This window comes from Martelella sp. K41-7 (assembly GCF_055808365.1).
The window spans coordinates 146186-165803 of record NZ_CM147867.1 but is presented as its reverse complement, the minus strand read 5'-3'; the positions used below and the strand labels follow the sequence as shown (position 1 = coordinate 165803).

Here is a 19618-nt window from a genome sequence, read left to right as displayed (position 1 = left end):
CGCCCGCCCCAGAGACCCGGAACTGATCGAATTCCATGCAGGATCAAAAGCGCGCGTATGCGATTGATGTGTCGAGTACGCTCCTTCTTCAATTACGTTCGTTCGCGCGACAGGCGCTTGGCATCTTCCTCGTCCACGCTTGGTAGACGAACAGGGCGGCAAACCGATTTGTCGCCGAGGGTGTAGGCCTTCAATGTGAATACCATGGCCTCAACATCAATTCGGTCCGTCTTTGCCCTACGTCCACGTCGTGAAACCAGGAAACTTGAAGGGTCGAGGATCAACGTGTCGATATCACGATCGATTAGAAATCGTGCCAGCCAGAAGCCGTCATAGCCTGCCTCGAAACATACCCGAAGGGTATGTGAGCAACGCTCTGGACCGGTTTCCATTTGGCATTTGCTGGCAATCTTTGACAGCGCCTCCAGTAGAGCGTCGGTGTCGCCACCTGCGACATTCTGCGTTTGCACCTTTTTTGAGCCAGGTAAAAGATAGCCAATTAGCCAGCTTCTCTGGCTGAGCTCCAGCGCCACATAGCAGTGTTCAACGTAATCGGTATCCATCGTATTCCTCCTCTTCAAAGCGGAGGTCGATTATCAGGCTCCGCGGTGAGCCTGCATAGGATCTACAATGAGGACCGTCCTCATTCGGCGATCGGATACAATGTCCCGATCGCGTTGCATAATCCCGGTGGCGCTGCCAGCCTGCCATCGTGATCATAGCCGGAAAACCCAACATCCGGCGGTCCAATAAATGGGCGCAGTGTAGATGCATGGGGAGCAGGTCACCACTTATCTCGCCTGTTCAGTTTTCCCGAGCCACTTCAGAAAGGCTACAAAAACATACACTCCCGAAGGGGGCCCTCGGGAGGGTTGGAATCGGTGGTTGCGGGGGCAGGACTTGGACACTGTTTTGCTGGAACGTGTAGATAACCACCACCTTGCCACGCAAGTGTCCCCGGAATGACGCCTGCCGGTACAGCGTTGCAGCGCGCGCGATCGGCGTGGCTAGTGCGGGCCGACCCGTCCTGGTACTCGTAGGTCTCCCCTTATCTCTTGAAGCATGAGCATACGTCTGACAAGCAGGTGTCGGAGACGCCGACAAGATTTATGGCTGATGGAGCCGTTGTTATAGAGGGCGTTGGCAGCGTCCACATTTTCCGTGCTTCGTGCGGAAGGATCGTTCTTGAGCAACGGACAAGCGGCACGATCAACCGTTGATTTTGGCGAGGCGGAACTCGTGTTCTACTACATGATAGCCTGCGGAAAGCTCCAGCCGCAGACCGGGGATGCGGGTTCGCGGTGAGAGCATGTTGGTGTTGGTGCGGCTACTGTCGATTTTCGCGCGTGGCAGGTCACCCCGCGCGGAGATCGCGGAGACCGCGTTTTCTCCCTTCAGAACCAGCGCCATTTCAGCGTCGCCGTCCAGCCTTTCTGCCTCCTGATACCACTGATTCACGGCAAAGCCAGTTTCGACGAGACTTGCCGGCCGGTCCAGAACAAAACGGTGCTCGCGGGTAAACCGACCATCGCCGATAATAGTGATTGTCGTTTCGACCTCCTGCAATCCGCTTCTCCAACGCACTGAAAGCGTTTCGCGGTCAACGGAAACCGAAAGGTTCTGCTGCCGCATCTGCCAGTTGGCACCGCCATCGAAGCTGAAAGCCAGAATATTGTCGCCGAATTGGTTCATATCGGCATATTGGAGCGCGCCGACGTCAAAACCGCAAAGCGTCGAATAGGCAAACTTGTTGTATTTGTCGATCTGCAGCCATCGGTGGATCGGTGCGGCAAAATGAGCGATGGCGTGGCCGCCGGTCCGCTGAACAAGCGTGTCGCATCCTGGCATGGGGTAGACCTTGCGCGGCGCGTCAAGCGGTTCTTCTTCCGCCTGCCAGAAATCCGCGTCCTCCGACATCGCCAGCGGCATAAAGGCTTTCAGCGCCCAGTATGGCGACGTCGGCGAATTATACTCCTCGCAAACACCGAGGTTCGGATAGGCATAGCCGCGCGAAAGCACGCCGTCCGGCCGGAAAATCGGACGCTTTCGCCAAAGCCGCAGCTGCCGCGCCCACAGCCCCTTGATCTGGCCAACCGGAAGCGGCCGCTCGCCGCTGAGCGCCAGCATGCCCCAGAAACCCGCAGTGGCGAAACGATAGGTCAGCGAACGACCCTCGATCATCGCCTCGCCGTTTTCGGCAAACCAGTGCGCAAAGGGTTCGGCAAAGACGCGAGCGCGGGTGCGGAAGAGATCTGAAAATTCATCCCCTGCGTCACCCTTGAGCCAGGCGTAGAGCAGCCCGTAGAAATGCATCGCGAAGCCGCCATAGTGATCGATCGCGCCGGAGCCGCCATCGCCATACCAGCCATCGACCCGGTACCAGTCGGCGAGTTGGCGGAGGTTGCGTATCTCCACCGCGTCATCGACAAGATCGCTGCGCCCGGCCCTGCGCAGCCCTTCCTGAACCAGCACGGTGAAAAACAGCCAGTTGTTCTGTGAAAGGACACGCTTCTGGATGTCGGCGAGCCAGACGGCAAGATTTTCCTTCACACGCGAGGGCAGCGGTGCCCACCCTTCGGAGGGAAACGCGGCCAGAAGAAAGCCGATCGCCGCCATCTCGACCGAACGTTGATCCATATCTCCCACCGCGCCCCAGTAGCGGGGAGTCGGGATCGGTGCCTTCTGCGAGCGCATTTCGGAAGACCTGCCAGTGACCGAACGCACCACCGCCCAGTCCATAGGGAACAAGACCCCAGAACGGCCGCGCCACGCCTTCGAGCGAGGCCGCCCGCATATCGAATTTCGCCGCACCTTCCTCCAGATCGATGGCAGCACCACCGGCTTCAAGATGCGGCAAGAGCTGCATGACAAGGACTTCGAGAGCGCGCTGAAAATCGGCGCGGGATGTCATCGGGTTGTCGGAAAAACCTTTGAGCAGAAGAGACATGACGGATCACCGGAAATACGGGAGAAGACCTTGGCGGGCCAAGCCCGCCAGCGCACCGATATCAAACGCCGAACAGACGCGGCAACGTCAGCGACAGGGCCGGCACGAAGGTGATCAGCAGGAGCCCGAGGATCTGGACCAGAAAGATCGGCAAAAGCGGCCCCACAACCTTGGTGATCTTTTCACCCGACACGCTGCATGACACGAAGAGTACGGTTCCGACCGGCGGCGTGACGACGCCCATCGACAGATTATAGACCATCAGCACGCCGAAATGGACGGGATCGACGCCCATTGCAGTGACGACGGGATAGAAGATGGGGGTGAAGATCAATTGCGCCGGTGCCATGTCCATGAACACGCCGACGATCAGAAGCGCCACATTGATCAGCAACAGGATAACGTATTTGTTGTCGCTGAGACTGGTCAGCATCTCGCCGATCGTGTCGGGGATCGAGGCAAAGGTCATGCTCCAGCTCATCAGGTTCGAGCAGGCGATCAGGAACAGGATGATACCGGTCGCCGCAGCCGTTTCGATCAGAACCTTAAGCAGGGTCTTCGGCGTCAGGCTGCGATAGAAAAGCGCCAGGATGAAGCTGTAGAGCACCGCAATGCCAGAGCCTTCCGTCGCGGTAAAGACGCCCATGACGATGCCGCCGATAACCACGACCACAAGCATGAGGCTGGGTGCCGCCCGCAGGAAGGTGCGGGACACCTCGCTCATGCGGAAAGGGCTCTTGTCGGTCGCATATTTCCGCTTTTTCGCGTAGATGTAGGCGACTATCATGACCGTAGCACCCATGATGATGCCCGGGACATAGCCTGCAAGAAACAGGGCGACAATCGAGGCGCTGCCGCCGGTAATCAGCGAATAGACGATCAGCGCGCCCGATGGCGGGATCAGCATGCCGCATGGAGCCGATGCCGCATTCACCGCCGTGGTGATCGGCATGTCGTATTTTTCCTCGCGCGCGATCGGCGTGACGATGCCGCCGATGGCGGTCGCAGCGGCAATGCCTGAACCGGAGAGCGAACCGAACAGCATGTTGGCCAGCGCATTGGTCTGCCACAGGCTGCCGGGAATACGCCGGCCAAGTAGCATGGCGAAATCGATGAGACGGCGGGCAATGCCGGCCTGGTTCATGATGTTTCCGGCCAGCACGAAAAAGGGAAGCGCCAGAAATCCGAAACTGTCGAGACCATTGAACAGTTTCTCACCCATGGTCGAGAAAAGCTGCGCGGTGTCGACCTGCAGGCTGAGCGTTAGGATCCCTGAAAACGCCAGACCGACAGCGATTGATGTTCCCAGAACCAGCAAGGCAAACAGCGTGCCGAATAAAATGATGATCGAGAACAGTTCGAGGTGGTTATCGACCCAGCTCATATAAGTGTCGGTTCCCCGGAAGACGCTGGCAAGAAAGATGAATGCCGTGATCAAGGCGATGACGAAAACGACATCCACCACACGCGTCTGACCTGAGCGGATCAGCATTGCCAGCACAACAAGCTGCGACAGACAAATCAGCAGACCGGCGATCAGCAGCACGCTTTGCAGCGTGCCCACGGCGACATGAAGCATTGGTGTGAGGGTCAGCGCATTGCCAATCATCGAGTGATAGCCGCCCCATGCCAGAAGCGCCCCGAACAGGAATGTCAGCGCTGCGTTGAAGGCGTTGAGCCTGCCGGCCCGGCGTGGGCTCAGCGCATCGACCAGGAGCGGCAGGTTCAGATGCTTGTTCAGCATGAAGCAGTAGGCCGAGCCAAGAATACCGAGCCATATCAGCGAGTAACGCAACAGTTCTTCCGTCAGGCTGCTCGGCGCGTTGAAAAAGTATCGGGAGATCACCTGATAGGAAATCAGCACAGACATCATTGCCAAAAGCAGGGCAAGGACGACGCCGAGTGTATGTGTCAGGCCGTTATAGGCGCGCGAGAACAGGCCATCTTCGCGCAGGACTTCATCAAATGCAGGTTCTGATTGCTTGGTCATGGATCTCGTCCCGGATGGAGCGGCTCGGCAGATTGCGCCCGGTCGGCACCCTGAAAAATGTCAACGGGCGACCCCGGTGGCGCCGCCCGCATCTCTCTAGTTGAGTTGGCGACCTTCGATCGCAAAGATGGCCTCCAGCAAGGCAGCCTTGCCGGGGTCCTTGGCCGCTTCCGTGTACATCGGTTCGACCGATTTCATCAGCGGCTCCTTGTCGATCTGGATGACCTCGACACCAAGTTGATCGACGGCTTTCTGCAGATCCTCGGCTTCGCTGCGATCGGCAATTTCAATCGAACGGGCCGAGATGTCGGCGAAGACGGCATTCACAACTTCCAGATCTTCCGCAGGCAGGCTGTCCTCGAACTTCTGGCTGGCGACAACGAAATCGGTGAGGCGCGTCTGTTCGGTCTCCAGCGCATATTTAGCGACTTCGCCGAATTTTGCCGACCACAGCCCCGCAAGCCCGCCTTCCGCACCGTCAACAACACCCTGCTGCAGGCCGGAATAAAGTTCACCGAAGGAAAGCGGCGTCGGAACAGTGCCGAAGCGATCCAGCATTTCGATGTAGGTCTCGGAACTCATCGTACGGAGCTTCTTGCCCTGGAGGTCGTCAATATTTGCGACCGGTGAAGTCGTGTAGATCGACCGGAAACCCGATGAGAGAAATCCAAGCGGCACGAAATTGTGTTTGCCGGCCTCATCGAAAAGCGCTGCACGCACGCCGGGATCGGCCATCACCGCGCCATACTCTTCAGATGTGCGGAAGATATAGGGCAAATTGACGACGCCATAGGCCGGAATGACATTTTCGAGTGCAGCGCTGTTGACGAGACCCAGATCAATGACGCCCTTCTGAATCTGCGAGAAATAGTCAAGCTGGTCGCCGAGCACGCCGTTGGCAAAGATCTTGATCTTTACCCGGCCGTCGGTCCCTTCCTCGACCCGCTCGGCGAACTCGGAGAGCATATATCCTGCTGTGCTATCGGGCTGAACATTGTGAGCGAGCTTGTAGGTCTTGGCCTCGGCGCCGGTCGCGAAAACGGCGAGAACGCAGGCCAGTCCCATAATTTTGCGAGAAACTTTCATTTTTCCTTCCCTAAGCTGATCGTCATGGCAAAGACCGGGGACCTCCTGACCAGACCACCCTTTCGGATGGAGTTGCGGCCCCTTTTGCGGAGCCTGCCGGCCGGACTTCCGAGCCAACCGAAAATTCATATCGTCCTCCGCGCCCACGCTGCAGTGACGATCTTGAGCAGCGTGAACAGTTACAGTGGTACTGCCAAGGGACACGAAAGGTCAACACAAATTTTCTCTATTGACGAAATAACGAAAGTTTACGAAATTGGAGGCGTTGATTTCGCCAAGAGGAATACACCCCATGAACCGTATCGCCGACTCGTATTTCGCAAAGGAATCCGACGTGCATACAAACGTCGCGCATCAGGAAGCCCTGACACGCTGTGTTGAACGCATCCATCAGCAAATGCCGGCCGTCGGTCTGCGCAACCCCAAGATCGGCAATGCTGACAACCGCTGGATCTACTGCAACGGCGCAGATTGGGTGATGGGCTTCCAGACGGGACAACTCTGGCTTGCCTGTCAGCTGACCGGCAGCAGCACATTCAAGAATGCGGCCAAGGCGAGAAGGCCCGAATTTGAACAGGTCCTCCGCGATCGACGGCTGCGCGATCATGATCTGGGCTTCCAGTTTTCACTCTCTTCCGTCGCCGAGTGGCTGATGACAGGCGACAAGTCAGCCCGCGCAATGGGCCTTGCAGCCGCCGACGCCCTGTTGGCGCGGTTCAGGCCAGAAGGCGGCTATATCCAGGCTTGGAGCGCACAGGGCACGCATGACCGGGAGAAGGCAGCCTTCGCCAACGGCAGAATGATAGCCGACACCATGCAGAACCTCGCGCTTCTCTACTGGGCGCACCGCGAGACTGCGGTTGAAGATTACCGCGATGTCGCGCAGATCCATGCCGCCACTGCCGCCACCTGTCTTGTCCGGGATGATGATACCAGCTTCCACACCTTCGTCTTCGACTCGTCAACCGGCGAACCCATTCGCGGCGAAACCCATCAGGGATACGCAGATTCGTCATGCTGGGCCCGTGGTCAGGCCTGGTTGATGCATGGATTTGCACAGTGCTATGCGGCGACCAAAGACCCTGCTCATCTCGAGGTCGCACGCAGGCTCTCTGCGAAGGCCGAGGCGCTGGTCGGCTCTGCCTCCGTTCCTGTCTGGGATTTCAACCTGCCCGAGACCGAGACGCCTTACATCGATTCCTCAGCAGGCGCCGTCATGGCGGCAGGGCTTTACCTGCTGGCGGATCAGGATATCCCCGCAGAAGAAGCCCTGCGATGGCGCGCCTTTGCCGATCGCCTGATAGACGGGTTGCTTTTGACCTGCGATCTGACCAAGACCGAAGGTGCCCAGGGGCTTCTGGCCCATGGCGCCGCGCATGTTCCTGCCGGACGCTGCGACACGATGCTGCCTTATGGCGACTATTATTTCATGGAAGCGCTGATGCGCTCCGACGGGCACACTCGGTTTTTCTGGTAAAAAACGACTTCAACGCGTGATGGGAATAGGAAAGTTTCGGAAAGTTTCGTATAAGGCCGGCAAGAGACCAAGCGACCGGAATGATCATGACGAAACCATTGCCCGCACCAACGCTCAAAGATGTCGCAGAAGCCGCCGGACTATCCGTTGCGGCAGTTTCCAAGGTCTTCAACAATCGGGAAGGCGTCAGCGCAGCCAATCGGGTTCTGGTAACACGCATCGCGGAGGAAATCGGCTATCGCGGCCGCAGCGGCCGCGCCACAATCGCCACGCGGATATCATCCGCGCTCGTGGTCACCCTCGACAAATACGTCACCAATGACGTGTTTTACGGTCAGATCGTCGACAGTCTGCTCAAAAGTGCTCGCGAGGAGAGCATCGATATTGATCTGGCGCTGGTGACATCCAACGACCCGACAAGCGCAGACTACGACACCCTGCGCAACATCCGCGCCGACGCTGCGATCCTCGTCGGTCTTGACGAGACGCCGGTCATCGATGCCGTGCGCTCCACCGGTCGCCCTGCGGTACTGGTCAATGGCATGGATCGCAAGATGCAGCTTTCCAGTGTCTCGCCGGACTATAATTTCGGCGGCTGGGCGGCCACTCAACACCTGCTGGAGCTTGGCCATCGCGAAATCATTCACGTGACCCATCTCTACCGGGAATCGCTGAAACGCCGCATGCTCGGCTTCCGCGATGCCATGGAAGAAGCCGGCGTCGCCTTTTCGTTTGCTCACCACGTGATCGATGTCGGCGATCCCGATCTCCTCACACTGTCCTGCCGCGACAAGATCACGGAGATCCTCCGTGAGCGCACCCCACGGCCCACGGCAATCTTCTGCGCCAACGATCTGGTCGCCCTTGGCGTGATGCAGGCCGCGTCCTCCCTCGGGCTTTCCGTGCCGGACGACCTGTCCATCATCGGCTTCGATGACCTTTCGCTCGCCGCGCACGCTTCCCCGCCGCTGACCACAATGCATATGGACCGCGCGGAAATGGGCCGCCTGGCCGTAACTCTGCTTCTGCAACAGTCACTGGCCACCTTCAATTCGGCGCGCCGTATTACACTGGGCGTTCAGTTGGTGGAACGAAAGACGACCGGCCCGGTGGGAGGAATTGCGGCCCTGCCGCGGAATGAAGTGGCTCGGTTTGTTTGAACGGGCTTATGGTCGTTCTTAAGTGGTTTCCGGCGTCGTTATGCTGCCGCTGATATGGCGGGCAGCGTGTTGAAGTAAGCCTGATCGGGTGTCTTGCGGTCAAGCGATGAATACGGGCGACGGCTGTTGTAAAAGGTCAGATATCGCCCGATGCCCGCCCTGGCTTCGGCGACAGACTTGTAGGCGTGAAGGTAAACCTCTTCATATTTGATAGACCGTCACAGCCGTTCAATGAAGACATTGTCGCGCCATGCGCCCTTGCCATCCATCGAGATCTTGATCTCGGCCTCTTTCAAAACATCAGTAAAATCAATGGACGTAAACTGCGATCGCTGATCGCTGCTGAATATCTCGGGCTTGCCATATCGGCCGAGCGCTTCCTCGACGGCTTCAATGCTAAACGCGGCTTCCAGCGTGATCGAAAGCTTCCATGACAACACCCGGCTTCTGAACCAGTCGATGGTATAAAAAAGTAATTCGCAAAACCGACAAGTCGGCCATTCATTTCAGCCACGAACCCATTGGGTTGCCCCGTTCTTTCAACGAGGGCCGTCCACGTTCTCTGGGTAGTTCTTTCTTCCACCTTGCGAAGATAAAAATGAGTGTACCCAGACCAGAGCGCCAACCAGTCTAACCTGTCGCCGACTAAAGCATCACCAACTTTTATGCCTGGCATCTGCAATCCTCAATAAACTCATAATCTTCATATTCGTGAATGACGCATTCGATATTGCGCCTTACGGGAACGGGAAAGCGGAAAACGCTGTGGTCGCCTCCGCGCGAGCGCACAGAGCGGTAAGTGCCGGGTGAGACTCGGCATCGACAAGGTCCGGTAGCGATTCGCGGGAGAAGCGGAATGCGACGGCACTCGTGATATCTGCCTGAAGCGGGCGGGCATCGAAGAGCCAAGGGTCGGCCTGTCTGACATGCTCCTCCAGCAGCCGATAGGCCTCCGACAGTTGGTCGCCGACGCGATCGATCCAGGGCTGATGCAGCTTTTCCGCCGGACGGAGATTGTGTTCATAGACTATCTGAACAGTCTTCTCGCAGGCAGCAAGTGCCAGGCCGATAACCCTTTGTGCCTGGACATGCACATCGATATCGCTCGGCGTGAGCTTGCGATCGGAAGAGGCCAGCCGCTCGCCAAGTTCAAGGATCAGGCCGGAATCCATCAGGGCGGTTCCATCATCCATCACCAGTGTCGGCGCTTTCACGACTGGGTTGATGGCAGCGAACGCGTCGAAGGCAGAGAAGACGGATAAAGGCCTGTGCTCAAAGCTGATGCCCTGAAGGTAAAAGGAAATCGCTACACGCCGCACAAAGGGAGAATCCAGCATCCCGATCAATTTCATTGTCTTAATCCCGGGTCGAATTTTGTTTGTGGGAAGGTACTTTGATCCTCCCGCAACGATGACGCTACCGGGACGGCAACATCATTGCGAGTGACCGAATTTGCCACTATCGTAACAATCATGCCAAACGACTTCCGTCCACTCGTCGTCATCATTGCTTATGACCAGCTCTGCACATTCGAGTTCGGCTGCGCCTTCGAAGTCTTCGGTCTGTCACGCCCTGAAATGGGATCCGGCTGGTATCGCTGCAGAACCGCCGCGGTCGAGCCGGAACCGATCCGGGGCGCCGGCGGATTGCGGCTGGAGGCAGATGGCGGGCTGGAACTCCTCGAAGCGGCAGATATGATTGTCATTCCGGGTTGGCGCGGGCCGGCCGTAGCCGGTCCCGAAAGGCTGCTCAATGCTCTCCGCCGGGCAAATGCAAAAGGGACCCGCATCGTCGCGATCTGCGGCGGGGCTTTCTTGCTCGCTCAGGCCGGCCTGCTTGCGGGTAAGCGTGCGACGACGCATTGGCGCCACCTCGATGCATTGTCATCTCGCTATCCGGAGATCGTGGTTGAACGAGACGCCCTTTATGTCGATGAGGGCGATATCCTCACATCGGCCGGAAGCGCCGCCGGACTCGATCTGTGCATCCATATTGTCCGAAAGGATTTTGGAGCGAAAGCTGCCAACAGTGTTGCGCGCAGACTGGTCGTCGCGGCTCACAGGGATGGCGGCCAATCGCAATTCATCGAGCGGTCTCTTCCTCCCCGTCCGGCGCGAGGCTCTCGAAATTGCTCGAAGTGATTCAGAGGCGAATTGGCGAAAAATGGACCGTCGAACGCATGGCGACGGAGGCTCATGTCAGCGTTCGTACCCTTCACCGGCACATCAGTGAGGCAACCGGTCTTGCACCTGGCGACTGGCTTCAGCGACAGCGTATGGCTTATGCGCGCGATCTTCTGGAGGAAACAACCCTGTCCATAAAAGAGGTTACAGTTCGAGCCGGTTTCGGCACAACCACGAATTTCCGTCAGCATTTCCGCGCCGCCAGCGGTTTGTCGCCAGCGACCTACCGGACCCGGTTTCACCTCAGGCAGGACCCGTTGGGTCAGTCTGCTAATTGTTCAGATATGAACACAAATGGTGATACAGCTTCAAACTGAGGTTAGCGGACGTCCGACGCACTTGACGTGGTCCCGGCTTTCCGTACAGCTCGGCGGCCAAGCTAAAATGTTCCTGGATGGTTCCCATGCCGCCAGTTTCTCATCTTGCCCGCGCGAAGCCCAACCGCTGTTCCCGTGGCCAATGAAATGCGGCTTCGGGAAAACGGATATGGCAGTTTCGGATAAGTTGTTTGACTGAAAATATCGTCTGAGGCAGGTAAACGGGCGATGCAACTCGCGCACATAGAGGGAGCCATGCGGGTATTCATTCTGGGTGGAACGGGGTCCATTGGCACCGCAATTGTTCGCGAACTGCGCTCCCGATCGCACGACGTTGTCGCTCTATGCCGTTCCGAGGTCTCTGAAGAAAAGATCAGGAACCTCGGCGCAATACCTTATCGAGGCGACATGCGCGCACCGGAAGCATGGGTGAACGACGCCATCGACCATGATGCCATTATCCAAACCGCCGCAACTTTTACTGAGGACATGGGAGATATTGATGCGCGGGTTGTATCTGCTCTGCTCCATGCATCGGCGAATGCAACGAAAACTCGTCGTCTGCTCTACACTGGCGGATGTTGGCTCTATGGCAAGACCGGAGATGAAGTAGCAACGGAAGGTTGGCCGTTTAATCCCCTACCAGCATTTGCTTGGATGGTGAGCCATGCCGAAAAGCTGTTGCGTGCCGAATTCCTCTCAACCGCCGTCATTCATCCTGCGATGGTTTATTCCGAGGACGGCGGCGTGTTTGAAGAGTTTATTGACGCCGCACGAGGCGGGCGCACGATTGAAATTTGGGGAAGCCCCGATACACGTTGGCCAATAATACATCGCTCTGACCTCGCTCGCGCCTATTGCGATCTGCTGGAAAGACATGACCTGACCGGGCATTTCAACGCCGGTGCAGAACAAGGTGTCCGGGTGAGCGACATTGTGAAAACCTTGGCTGACCGGCATGGCAATACGCTTGAACCGTCGATCCTGGGCGTCGAAGGTCTTGCCGAACGCCACGGCGACTGGGCCAAGGGGCCAACGCTTGATCAGCAAATGTCATCACACAAACTGCGACAGGCGACCGGTTGGGAACCGAAAACCGGCGATTATCGTCTGTCAGATCTGCTTGCCTGAGTTCAGATTTTGACAGCAAAGCGGACCACAAGGAGGAAAACCGGTTGTGAGCCAAACCACGCATGACAATCGCCAGGGTATTTTGTTCGAGCCACTGCTGCTGCCCTGCGGCACTGTATTGAAAAATCGCATCGTGAAAGCAGCAATGTCGGACTCCTGGGCGATGGGACAGGGCATCCCACGCAAGCACAGATCAGGTTGTATCAACGCTGGGCCGAGGGCGGTGTGGCCCTGTCGATTATCGGAGAGGTTCAGGGGAGCGGCAAATTTGCCGAGAAACCGGGCAACCTCGTTCTCGACGACACCGCCGATCTGGAACGGTTCGAGGCGCTTGCCCGAGCCGGCACCAGTGCATGGTGCCCAGCTCTGGCTCCAGCTCGGTCACGCCGGCGCCCTGGCTTACCCCTCGACCAGCACCCCCAAGGGTCCGAGCGCACTCAATCTGCCCGGCTTGATCTGCGCGGAGCTGTCGCGGGACGAGATCGCGGCACTGCCTTTCGAGTTTGCGCGAACGGCGCGACTGGCTCGGGACGGAGGGTTTGGCGGGGTCGAAATTCATGCCGCCCATGGCTTCCTGATCAGCCAGTTTCTGTCACCTCTGTTCAATCGGCGCACCGATGACTATGGCGGCTCCATTGCCGGGCGGATGCGGCTCTTGCTCGAGGTCGTGGGGGCAGTGCGCGCGGCCGTCGGTCCGGACTTTCCCGTTGGCTTGAAGCTCAATTCATCTGACCAGTTGGAAGGCGGTCTCGACGCTGAAGACGCATTGTCGGTGATCGCCGCGTTGGACGGGACCGAACTCGACCTGATCGATATCAGCGGTGGAACGTATTTTCCAGGCGCCCGGTCCGCTTCCGACAGCGGCGGCAAGGGTCCCTATTTCGTCGATTTCGCCATGCGCGCCCGGGCGGTGACGACAAAGCCCCTGATGGCGACAGGCGGATTCAAGACACTGGGCCAGGCTGAGGAGGCGGTGGCCGGCGGCGCCGTCGACCTCGTCGGCATGGCGCGAGCGCTTGCCCTTGAGCCGTCACTACCAAGTCTCTGGCAAACGCGGCACGTGGCAAATCCGGCATTTCCGAGTTTCACCGATCCTCCGGAGGGCGGTGTGACCGCATGGTATACGATGCGGCTGACCGAGATCGGTGAAGATTGCGGTCTGTCGACGACAGACGATTTGCGGGCAGCTCTTGAGACCTACAAGGCACGCGACAAGAAGCGCACGGAAATCTGGCTTCGCCGTTTCTAAGCAACTTCGCAATACAATCAGTGTTGAAATGCATGAACAGACACACCCCAAAACGTCCATCTGAGAATGTGTTGGCTGAGTGACTTGCCCTCACATGAGCGAAAACCATGGACCGGAGCGAGAGCGGCGCGCGCTCAAGCTGAACTGCTTTGCCGCTCTGTCCTTTTGTGGTCGCATCGGTTTCTGCGCGAAACCGGGGCCAGTTTTGCGTACGATGCTCTATATGGATGCGCCGCGCCGGGTGCATCGGCCACCCCAGCGATGATGGTGCGGATGACCATCGCTGACCTGTCTTTACCGCCGCCACATGACAAGTAGCGCTCCAAAAAAGCCCAGGATCGCCACGGGCGCAAAAGTCGTGCCGGGAACAAGATCGACCAAACCGCCAGTGATAGAGGGTCCGATCACTCCCCCGAAGGCGTAAGCGAGCGAGAAGGCGGAGGCGCCTGCCACCAGCATTGCACCGCTATGTTCCTGCCCCAGAATTGCAAGCGCGCTGGTGTAGATGCCGAAGAATGCCGCCCCTCCGAGCGCGCCAAGCACCCAGATAAGGGCTCCCGTCGCTGGTACGAAGACAAGCAGGCCGAAAGCCAGACCTGTCGCAGCCATGCATCCTGCCGCCACGAGCCTGCGATCCACTTTGTCCAGCACCACCCCCAGCAGCGGCTGAGCAACGATCATGCCCATGTGCATGACTGCCACAAAGGTCGCTGCAGTTGCGGCGCTAACACCGCCTGCCGTGAGGTGCAACGGTGAGAGTGAAAGGACTGTGGCGTCCACGAAGCCAAAAATCACAATCAGGAAGACAAGCAACGGCGCGGCACGAACAAACCGCGGAAGGTCGGCGAGCACCAGTTTGTCCGGCTCGATCCGAGCGCGGCGCGACAGAAGCGCGAGACCAAAAGCAACGAGAGAGACCAGCACCGCGCAGGCGGCGAAGGCCAATCCATCGTCCGTGCCCAGCACCGGGATGGCCAGCGGACCTATCACAAACCCCGCAGACATGCCCGCGCCATAAACGCCCGAGACGCGACCGCGCACCGCGTCGGCAGTGGCAGCGTTCAGCCAGGCCTCGCCAAAGACGTAAATGGTATTGACGCAAAAGCCCAGGGCGAAGCGCAGGATGAACCAAATCCTCAGGTCCTCGGTAGCAGCGAACCCCGCCAGAATTACCGCTGCGCCCAGCAGGCCGGCAACAATCACTTGCCCAGCCTTAAGATTTAGCGTCAGTGCGGGCACGACGATCACCGACACTCCCAAACCAAGCATAAAGGCGGCCGCGTTGAGGCCAACGATCGTGTCAGATGCGCCCATCTGGCCGAGAAGCAATGAGATAAGAGGATAGGTCATCCCCTGCGCCACGGCAAAGACGGTGATCCCAATGATGACGGTGGCCACCGACCACCAGTCAGTAGCGGGCAACCGATGTGGCGACACGGAGCGGGTGGAATTCATACCGGATCTATCCCACGGAGGTGATGGCAATCACAAGACAAGACGCGGTTGGAGAGAGCAATGAAACCATTCGGACAAAACACTTTAACTTCAACCAAAGCGGCTACGACCGTCATGCGTGATCGTGATGGCGTTTTACACTCGCGTGCATGATGGTACGGCTGTTCGCTCAAGGAGGACCGGATACGCTATTGGGACTGGAAATTCCGGACAGGGGCGGCAGATGGTCCGAGACCTCGGGGTGTTCGGGCACCTCGAACGAGACGACCTCGACCGCGCCATTGACCAGCATGTAATCGGCGAACCGGCCCGGTTTTTTGTAGTGCGACGAGCGCGTGCCGGAAAACCCGCGGCCAGTCACAAGTTCATCCATGCCGATTTCGCTGAACACCTCGAAGGTCTGGCTGTCCGGTTCGACGTTGAAGTCGCCGCATATGATAAGGCGATCGCCCGGTTCTGAAACGCCTGTGGCAAGGCTGGCAAGCCTTTGCGCCTGTTGCATGCGCTCGGGCGTGTCCATTTTCCCGCGCCGATCCCGCAGGCTATGCATATGCGCGATTGTCACCGGCCAGCCCCTTTCATAGTCCCAGAGAACACCCTGCGCCGCCGGGCAGAACGTGGCCGTGTGTCCCGGCAAGGCCTCGCAGACGTCGCGAAAGAAGTTCGCGCGCTGTGGCAGGACATGTTCGCCATCGCGATAGGTCAACCAGCCTTGTTGCGTGTCGGGCGTGTGCACGACCTCCTGGAGGCACAGCACGTCGGGCGATGTTTCGCGAAGGTAATTCTGCAGGTGATCACAAAGCTTGCCGCCCCATCCATTCGGACACATGATACGCAACTGAAATCTCCTTGTTTCAACGATCAGCTGGTCGAGGGAGCGGTGTGAATGAGGAGTTCCTTACTATCTGACTATTCATTACATCCAGCGACTTGCGCTCACCACCCACGCGGCATGATCGGGGGAACACGCATTGCAGGCTTTGAAGCCGTGCTTCCGAGCCTCATCCGGCGTATCGAAAAACAGGACAGCGTCCCGATCAGTCGGGCGGTTGTGGCAAAGTGGGGAATGGTAGAGACCGTCGGCTTTGTTTCCATAAACGAATGTTCCGGCAGCCTGCGTATCGCAAGTCTGGATAGCCTGCCAGCGTAGGTCATTCCTGGTCATGATGTCGTCGTTTCCTTTTTTCGAAAGGCTGTTGTACGGACGGCCTTCCATGGTCGTCCATCGATCGCTGCCAGTCCGACGCCGATCAGCGCCATGCCCGCGAAATGGCGGGCAAGCAGGACTTCGCCGAGAATCAGGGTGCCGAGAAGAATGGCGCTTACCGGAATGAGGAAGGTCACAAGGAGCAGGTTGGTTGCCCCTGCCGTGGCAAGAATGCGGAAATACAGAACATAGGCCAATGCGGTTGAGATCGCCGCCACACCGATCAATGCACCGATAGCGTTCAGGCTGGGTGCCTGGAGCGTCCAGGGACGATCCACCACCATGACGAGCGGCAACATGATGAGACTCGACGCTACGACCTGCCCGGTCGCTGTGCTCATCGGCGTAACGCCCATTGCCCTGAAACGGCGCCCGTAGATGCCTGCGAAGGCATAGGAAACCGCCCCGGCGAGACAAAGCAGCTGTGCCGCGACATTCACGCCGAAATCGCGGAACGCATCCGTACCGATCATAACTGCGACTCCGATGAAGCCGATCAGCACGCCCGACAACTTGCCCCCCGTCATGCGTTCATCGCGGGTCAGGAGGTGGGCAAGAATGACTGTAAACAGCGGCGTCGAGGCGTTCAGGATCGAGGCCACGCCCGAGGCGATGTGCTGCTGTCCCCAGACGATCAGCGAAAACGGGATGGCGTTATTCAAAAGGCCCATGCCGAAAAACGCCGCCCAGACACGTCTGTCGCGGGGCATGCGTTCTCCCCGCAACCGCATGATGACAAGCAGAATGATCGCGGCCAGCGCCACGCGGGACACCACCACGGTGAAGACCGGCAGTTCCAGAACCGCAATGCCGTTAAAGAAGAACGAACCGCCCCACACAATGGCGAGAGCAAGCAGCATGACCCATTCGAAAGCGGTCATCGGGCGGTTGGTTGTTGATGCTGTCGACACGTCAAGTCCTCTGCTTCTGCCAGTGGGGTGTTCGGCGAGACGACGATGTCATGTAAGGAATGTGCTGCGCGATCCGTTTCTTGCGCTCAAATTCCGAAGCCCTGTTTTGAAAGCAAGGAACGGAGTGAGATCGGCACCTGGTTCTCCTATGGTGTTCTCGACATCTTCAATCGAACGAGTCTGACATGGTCGAAAAGCAGACATCCACCGAACTTGATCCACGCTGGCAGAGCGTGGTGGCGCGTGATGCCGAGGCTGACGGTTCTTTCGTCTTTGCCGTAAAAACAACCGGCATTTACTGTCGGCCTTCTTGCCCCTCACGGAGGGCGAAGCCGACGAACGTGACCTTTTACGACACGCCTGCGGAAGCGGAAGCAGCAGGCTATCGCGCCTGTCTACGGTGCAACCCGAACGGGCACTCGTTGGCGGAAGCGAATGCAGAGATTATCGCCGAGGCCTGCCGGCTGATCGAGGCCTCGGACAAGACCCCAAAGCTCGATGAACTGGCCCGGCGGATCGGATTAAGCCCCTTCTACTTCCATCGTCAGTTCAAGGCGATCACAGGCCTGACGCCGAAACAGTGGGCCTCGGCACACCAGGCCAGCAAGATTCGGACCGGGCTTGCAGAGCAGACGGAGAGCGTCACCGGCGTCATTTACAGCGCCGGCTTCAATACCAACAGCCGCTTCTATGAACGTTCCAACGACGTGCTCGGAATGACACCGACCGCCTACAGGAACGGTGGCGCGGACACCGACATCCGCTTTGCCATGGCCCAATGTTCGCTTGGAGCGATACTCGTAGCCCAAAGTTTGCGGGGAATTTGCGCGATCAGCCTTGGCGACGATCCGGAGCAATTGCTCCGTGACCTCCAGGATCGCTTTCCCAAAGCCAATTTGATCGGCGGCGATGAAGCGTTCGAGGCGCATATCGCTCAGGTGGTGGGTTTCATCGAGGCACCGCAGATCGGCCTGGACCTGCCGCTCGACATACGCGGAACCGCGTTTCAGAAACGCGTATGGCAGGCTCTGCGGCAGATCCCGCCAGGCCGGACAGCGTCCTATACCGACATCGCCCGTGAAATCGGAGAACCGAAGGCTGCTCGGGCCGTGGCCCGGGCCTGCGGCGCGAACAAGATCGCAGTGGCTATTCCATGCCATCGGGTCGTCAGGAACGATGGCGCGCTTTCCGGGTATCGCTGGGGTGTGGAGCGCAAACGCGCTCTTCTCGAAAAGGAAGCCCCGGCGTGAGCATGGCCACGGCTGCCATGCCTTCAGCGGAAAAGAGGCAACGGTGCGCAACAGAAAAATGGTTATTACGGGTGCGGGCCGTGGTCTCGGCAGAGCGTTGTCGATTGTTGCCGCGCGCCTGGGGGCGATTCCCATCTTGCTGGGCCGATCCGAACATGCCCTGCAAGACATTGCTGACGTAATATTCAACGATAGCTCCGCGAGGCCGGACATCGTGGTTTGCGACCTGTCCGACACTGCATCAGTGAGTCAAGCGGCCGCCGAGATTGCCATCGCTCATCCAGACATCGACATCCTTGTCAACAACGGCGCTCATTGGACAGGCGGAGCCCTTGAGCATCAAACCAACGATCAGATATCGGCAGTGGTCAACTCCGCGGTTACCGGTACATTGGTCCTTACACGGCAACTGCTGCCCTTGCTCAAGGCCAGGGCGCACGCGGATATTCACACGGTCGTATCGATGTCGGGCTTGCCGTATACGAGGTTTGCGGGAGCCTCACTGCCATTCCGGGCCGCAAAAGCGGCCCAGGATGGCTTTGCGAAGGGGCTTCTCGAGGAGCTGCGGGGGAGCTCGGTCCGCGTGACATCGATCTATCCGGGTATGATCGAAGACGTGCCGCCGGAGTGGGACAGAGAACGCGGGATCAATGAAAGTCTGACAAACAAGGACGTCGTCGATGCGATCCTTTTCGCTTTGTCCGCTCCGGCGAATGTCTCATTTCGCCAGATTGTCATTGAACGCACCCGCTCCCATTTCCTGCTTTCTGGATGACCATGCAGCGAGGATTGGTTGAGCTGCCCGCCATCGCTTGGACAGGTTTAGGGCATGTCTTCGTGCCTTGGATGCAAGGAAACCCAGTATCTCTTCCAGGCATATCCGGGGTGCGTCCAAATGGGGCCAGTGCCCCACACCATCTATCATCACACCCCTCGATCCTTGCCCAATGCGACCTAGGCCTCCTTTAAGACGACCTTTCCGATGACTACGTTCAACCGTGAGCGGTCTTCGTCTGCTGTCACCGTCAGCAGCACCAGAAGCAGAACGCCCCGCCCCGAAATAGCCGCCATGGAGGGCCACAGCCCCTCCGCCATGCCCGTGACGGGCCCTATTGCCACATTTTTCCGCATATGCCAGCGGTTGAGCGCCGGGAAGGTGAAGAAGGGGCCTCCGCCCGCGATCTCGTTGCGCCATCCGCCAACAGGGTCGCCCCCATGAGCAGCCCTATATCCGATATTTGCATCCCGTCCTCCG

General features: G+C 58.5%; 16 protein-coding genes and 3 pseudogenes. 7 read left to right on the top strand and 12 right to left on the bottom strand.

Annotation, left to right across the window (positions count from 1 at the left end; genetic code table 11):
* Positions 1-92 precede the first annotated feature (92 nt).
* From AC0L7L_RS00790 to dctP, 5 genes and pseudogenes are all read right to left on the bottom strand, one after another.
* Entirely contained in the window at positions 93-563 is a 471-nt protein-coding gene (locus tag AC0L7L_RS00790; protein WP_272209732.1) for a hypothetical protein, read from the bottom strand.
* 646 nt (positions 564-1209) lie between these two features.
* On the bottom strand, positions 1210-1848 hold the full coding sequence (locus tag AC0L7L_RS00785; RefSeq protein WP_334313018.1) for a DUF2264 C-terminal domain-containing protein: 639 nt from the start codon (positions 1846-1848) through the stop codon (positions 1210-1212).
* An 84-nt stretch (positions 1849-1932) separates the two neighbouring features.
* Positions 1933-2866, bottom strand: a pseudogene (locus tag AC0L7L_RS00780) (DUF2264 domain-containing protein); the annotation flags it as partial.
* Between the two features lie 142 nt (positions 2867-3008).
* Complete coding sequence (locus AC0L7L_RS00775; protein WP_473511222.1) at positions 3009-4937, bottom strand: TRAP transporter large permease; 1929 nt, start codon at positions 4935-4937, stop codon at positions 3009-3011.
* 96 nt (positions 4938-5033) lie between these two features.
* Positions 5034-6023 carry a TRAP transporter substrate-binding protein DctP gene (gene dctP / locus AC0L7L_RS00770; RefSeq protein WP_473511220.1) on the bottom strand — a complete coding sequence of 330 codons (990 nt, stop codon included), beginning with the start codon at positions 6021-6023 and terminating at the stop codon, positions 5034-5036.
* 292 nt (positions 6024-6315) lie between these two features.
* On the opposite strand from dctP, the gene AC0L7L_RS00765 reads away from it, so the two are divergent.
* Both AC0L7L_RS00765 and AC0L7L_RS00760 read left to right on the top strand, forming a co-directional pair.
* Positions 6316-7500, top strand: coding sequence for a glycoside hydrolase family 88 protein (locus AC0L7L_RS00765; RefSeq protein ID WP_473511218.1), 1185 nt, complete (start codon positions 6316-6318; stop codon positions 7498-7500).
* Positions 7501-7586: 86 nt separating this feature from the next.
* Positions 7587-8660: a LacI family DNA-binding transcriptional regulator gene (locus tag AC0L7L_RS00760; protein ID WP_272209727.1), complete on the top strand. Its 1074-nt coding sequence runs from the start codon at positions 7587-7589 to the stop codon at positions 8658-8660.
* A gap of 38 nt (positions 8661-8698) precedes the next feature.
* Here AC0L7L_RS00760 and AC0L7L_RS00755 read toward each other — a convergent pair.
* Positions 8699-9124, bottom strand: a pseudogene (locus tag AC0L7L_RS00755) (transposase); the annotation flags it as partial.
* A 273-nt stretch (positions 9125-9397) separates the two neighbouring features.
* Entirely contained in the window at positions 9398-10012 is a 615-nt protein-coding gene (locus AC0L7L_RS00750) for a glutathione S-transferase (RefSeq protein WP_473511217.1), read from the bottom strand.
* A 120-nt stretch (positions 10013-10132) separates the two neighbouring features.
* Between AC0L7L_RS00750 and ftrA the strand changes: the two are divergent.
* From ftrA to AC0L7L_RS00735, 3 genes and pseudogenes are all read left to right on the top strand, one after another.
* Positions 10133-11160, top strand: a pseudogene (gene ftrA, locus AC0L7L_RS00745) (transcriptional regulator FtrA).
* 255 nt (positions 11161-11415) lie between these two features.
* On the top strand, positions 11416-12291 hold the full coding sequence (locus AC0L7L_RS00740; RefSeq protein ID WP_272209725.1) for an NAD-dependent epimerase/dehydratase family protein: 876 nt from the start codon (positions 11416-11418) through the stop codon (positions 12289-12291).
* Positions 12292-12337: 46 nt separating this feature from the next.
* Positions 12338-13540 (top strand): oxidoreductase, encoded by a 1203-nt coding sequence (locus tag AC0L7L_RS00735; protein ID WP_473511215.1) that lies wholly within the window; start codon positions 12338-12340, stop codon positions 13538-13540.
* A gap of 294 nt (positions 13541-13834) precedes the next feature.
* On the opposite strand, the gene AC0L7L_RS00730 is transcribed toward AC0L7L_RS00735, so the two are convergent.
* The 4 genes from AC0L7L_RS00730 to AC0L7L_RS00715 all read right to left on the bottom strand — a co-directional run bounded on the left by AC0L7L_RS00730 (position 13835) and on the right by AC0L7L_RS00715 (position 17083).
* Complete coding sequence (locus AC0L7L_RS00730) at positions 13835-14995, bottom strand: MFS transporter (protein ID WP_473511213.1); 1161 nt, start codon at positions 14993-14995, stop codon at positions 13835-13837.
* A 169-nt stretch (positions 14996-15164) separates the two neighbouring features.
* Positions 15165-15833, bottom strand: coding sequence for an endonuclease/exonuclease/phosphatase family protein (locus AC0L7L_RS00725; RefSeq protein ID WP_473511211.1), 669 nt, complete (start codon positions 15831-15833; stop codon positions 15165-15167).
* 78 nt (positions 15834-15911) lie between these two features.
* Complete coding sequence (locus AC0L7L_RS00720; protein ID WP_473511209.1) at positions 15912-16160, bottom strand: Ada metal-binding domain-containing protein; 249 nt, start codon at positions 16158-16160, stop codon at positions 15912-15914.
* Positions 16157-17083 carry a DMT family transporter gene (locus AC0L7L_RS00715; protein ID WP_473513701.1) on the bottom strand — a complete coding sequence of 309 codons (927 nt, stop codon included), beginning with the start codon at positions 17081-17083 and terminating at the stop codon, positions 16157-16159. The genes AC0L7L_RS00720 and AC0L7L_RS00715 overlap by 4 nt, the downstream gene beginning before the upstream one ends.
* 215 nt (positions 17084-17298) lie before the next feature.
* Between AC0L7L_RS00715 and ada the strand changes: the two genes are divergently transcribed.
* Both ada and AC0L7L_RS00705 read left to right on the top strand, forming a co-directional pair.
* On the top strand, positions 17299-18363 hold the full coding sequence (gene ada, locus AC0L7L_RS00710; protein WP_473511207.1) for a bifunctional DNA-binding transcriptional regulator/O6-methylguanine-DNA methyltransferase Ada: 1065 nt from the start codon (positions 17299-17301) through the stop codon (positions 18361-18363).
* Positions 18290-19138: an SDR family oxidoreductase gene (locus AC0L7L_RS00705; protein WP_473511205.1), complete on the top strand. Its 849-nt coding sequence runs from the start codon at positions 18290-18292 to the stop codon at positions 19136-19138. The genes ada and AC0L7L_RS00705 overlap by 74 nt, the downstream gene beginning before the upstream one ends.
* Before the next feature lie 179 nt (positions 19139-19317).
* Here AC0L7L_RS00705 and AC0L7L_RS00700 read toward each other — a convergent pair whose 3' ends face one another.
* Positions 19318-19482, bottom strand: a complete 165-nt coding sequence (locus tag AC0L7L_RS00700; protein WP_473511204.1) for a hypothetical protein — start codon at positions 19480-19482, stop codon at positions 19318-19320.
* Positions 19483-19618: the final 136 nt, after the last annotated feature.